3 protein-coding genes are annotated in these 2,358 nt (G+C 65.7%); 2 read left to right on the forward strand and 1 reads right to left on the reverse strand.

What is annotated here, in order from left to right; all coding sequences use genetic code 11:
• The coding region (locus VES41_RS02140; RefSeq protein WP_324812397.1) for a nucleoside-diphosphate kinase at positions 1 to 222 on the reverse strand (222 nt) is incomplete at its 3' end.
• A 310-nt stretch (positions 223 to 532) separates the two neighbouring features.
• Between VES41_RS02140 and VES41_RS02145 the strand changes: the two genes are divergently transcribed.
• Both VES41_RS02145 and VES41_RS02150 read left to right on the forward strand, forming a co-directional pair.
• Positions 533 to 1,195 (forward strand): TetR/AcrR family transcriptional regulator, encoded by a 663-nt coding sequence (locus tag VES41_RS02145; protein WP_324812399.1) that lies wholly within the window; start codon positions 533 to 535, stop codon positions 1,193 to 1,195.
• Positions 1,196 to 1,270: 75 nt separating this feature from the next.
• A partial coding sequence (locus VES41_RS02150; protein ID WP_324812401.1) for a 3-hydroxyacyl-CoA dehydrogenase family protein occupies positions 1,271 to 2,358 on the forward strand: 1,088 nt, incomplete at its 3' end.

Consider the following 2,358-nt stretch of genomic DNA (forward strand, 5'->3'; position numbering starts at 1 on the left):
GATCATCACCGGGCCGGAGATCATGAACTCGACCAGCGCGTTGAAGAACGGACGCTCGCGGTGCACGGCGTAGAAGCCTTCGGCTTCACGGCGCGACAGCTGCTTGTACTTGGCGGCGACGACCTTCAGGCCGGCCTTTTCGAAGCGGGCGTAGATTTCACCGATGACGTTCTTGGCGACGGCGTCCGGCTTGATGATGGAAAGGGTGCGCTCCAGCGCCATGGGAATTCTCCGTTGGGCGGGCCACTGATCGGCCCGAGAGTAACATGAAAAAAACCCGCGTCGAAACGCGGGCTTAGCCTGATATACGTGAGGCAATTCTAACGTGTAACCCGCCCATGCGGTAGTGCCGACCGCTGGGCGGCAACCCCATGAATGCCAAGCGACGCCCCCCGTTCAGGCGGTGCGGGGATCGCCGGGCAGAGCCCGGCACGACGATGAACGGATCCGGCGCTTTTGTGCGCCGCACAATGCGCCCGCGCAGCCCCGGGTCTAATATCAAACAATCGTTTGATTGAACCCTGCCCGACCCATGGCCAAGCCCGCTCATTTCTCCACCAAGGACCGCATTCTCGGCGCCGCCGAGGAGCTGTTCGCGCAGCATGGCTTCGCCGGCACCTCGCTTCGCCAGGTCACCAGCCAGGCCGATGTGAACATCGCGGCGGTCAACTACCACTTCGGCTCCAAGGAAAACCTGGTCAACGAGGTGTTCCGCCGGCGCATGGACGAGATGACCACCGCCCGCCTGGCGCAGCTGGACGCGGCCCGCCGCGAGCACCCCGGCCAGCTGCGCCCGGTGCTGGCCGCCTTCGTCGAGCCGGCCCTGGCGATGGCCCAGGACCGCCAGACCGGGGGCGCCTTCGTCCGCGTCATCGCCCGCGCCTACGCGGAGAAGAACGACAACCTGCGCAAGTTCCTGTCCGACCACTACGGCCACGTGCTGCGCGACTTCGGCAAGGCCATCGCGGCCTGCGTGCCGGAGCTCAGCAAGGAAGAGCTGTATTGGCGGCTGGACTTCCTGGCCGGCTCGCTGACCTATGCGATGGCCGACTTCGGCCTGATCAAGCGACCCGCCGGTGTCACCGAAGCGGCGCATCGTGCCCATGCCGCCCGCGAATTGATCCACTTCGCCGAAGCCGGTTTCCGCGCCAGCGCGGTCACCGACGCTGCGTCGACCCCACTTTCCACCCCGTAGAGCCGGGCTCTGCCCATTGAACCCTCCGTAGAGCCGGGTCCCGCCCGGCTGCCAGACCAACAAAGGCTTATCGACATGTCCAATTCCCTGCTAGTCCGCCGCGCCGCCGTTCTGGGTGCCGGCGTCATGGGTGCCCAGATCGCGGCCCACCTGACCAACGCCGGCGTCGACACCGTGCTGTTCGACCTTCCCGCCAAGGAAGGTCCGGCCGATGGCATCGTGCTCAAGGCAATCGCCAACCTGGGCAAGCTCAGCCCTGCCCCGCTGGCCAGCAAGTCCTACGCCGAGGCGATCACCCCGGCCAACTACGAGACCGGCCTGGAGCAGCTCAAGGACTGCGACCTGATCATCGAGGCCATCGCCGAACGGATGGACTGGAAGCAGGACCTGTACAAGAAGATTGCCCCGTTCGTGGCCGACCACGCCGTGCTGGCCTCCAACACCTCGGGCCTGGGCATCAACAAGCTCGCCGACGTGCTGCCCGAGCAGCTGCGCCACCGCTTCTGCGGCGTGCACTTCTTCAACCCGCCGCGCTACATGCACCTGGCCGAGCTGATCCCGGCCAGCACCACCGACGCCGCCGTGCTGGAAGGCCTGGAAGCCTTCCTGGTCACCACGCTGGGCAAGGGCGTGGTGTACGCCAAGGACACCCCGAACTTCATCGGCAACCGCATCGGTGTGTTCTCGATCCTGTCCACCATCCACCACACGCAGGAATTCGGCCTGGGCTTCGATGAAGTGGACGGCCTGACCGGTCCGCTGGTCGGCCGCCCGAAGTCGGCGACCTACCGCACCTCCGACGTGGTCGGCCTGGACACCATGGCCCACGTGATCAAGACCATGGGCGACACCCTGCCCAACGATCCGTGGCATGAATTCTTCACGTCGCCGAAGTGGCTGGACGCGCTGATCGCCAAGGGCGCGCTCGGCCAGAAGACCGGTGCCGGCATCTTCCGCAAGGTCGGCAAGGACATCGTCGTCCTCGATCTGGAGAAGCAGGACTACCGTCCGGCTGACCGCGTCGCCGCACCGGAAGTGGTCGAGATCCTGAAGATCAAGAACCCGGCCGAGAAGTTCGCCAAGCTGCGCGAAAGCCAGCACCCGCAGGCGCAGTTCCTGTGGGCGACCTTCCGCGACCTGTTCCACTACAGCGCCTACCACCT

This window comes from Variovorax sp. (assembly GCF_035634955.1).
Classification (GTDB): domain Bacteria; phylum Pseudomonadota; class Gammaproteobacteria; order Burkholderiales; family Burkholderiaceae_C; genus Variovorax.

Bases quoted from the DNA above. Each gene is read 5' to 3' on its own strand.
- VES41_RS02145 (WP_324812399.1), top strand. From the start codon at position 533: ATGGCCAAGCCCGCTCATTTCTCCACCAAGGACCGCATTCTCGGCGCC.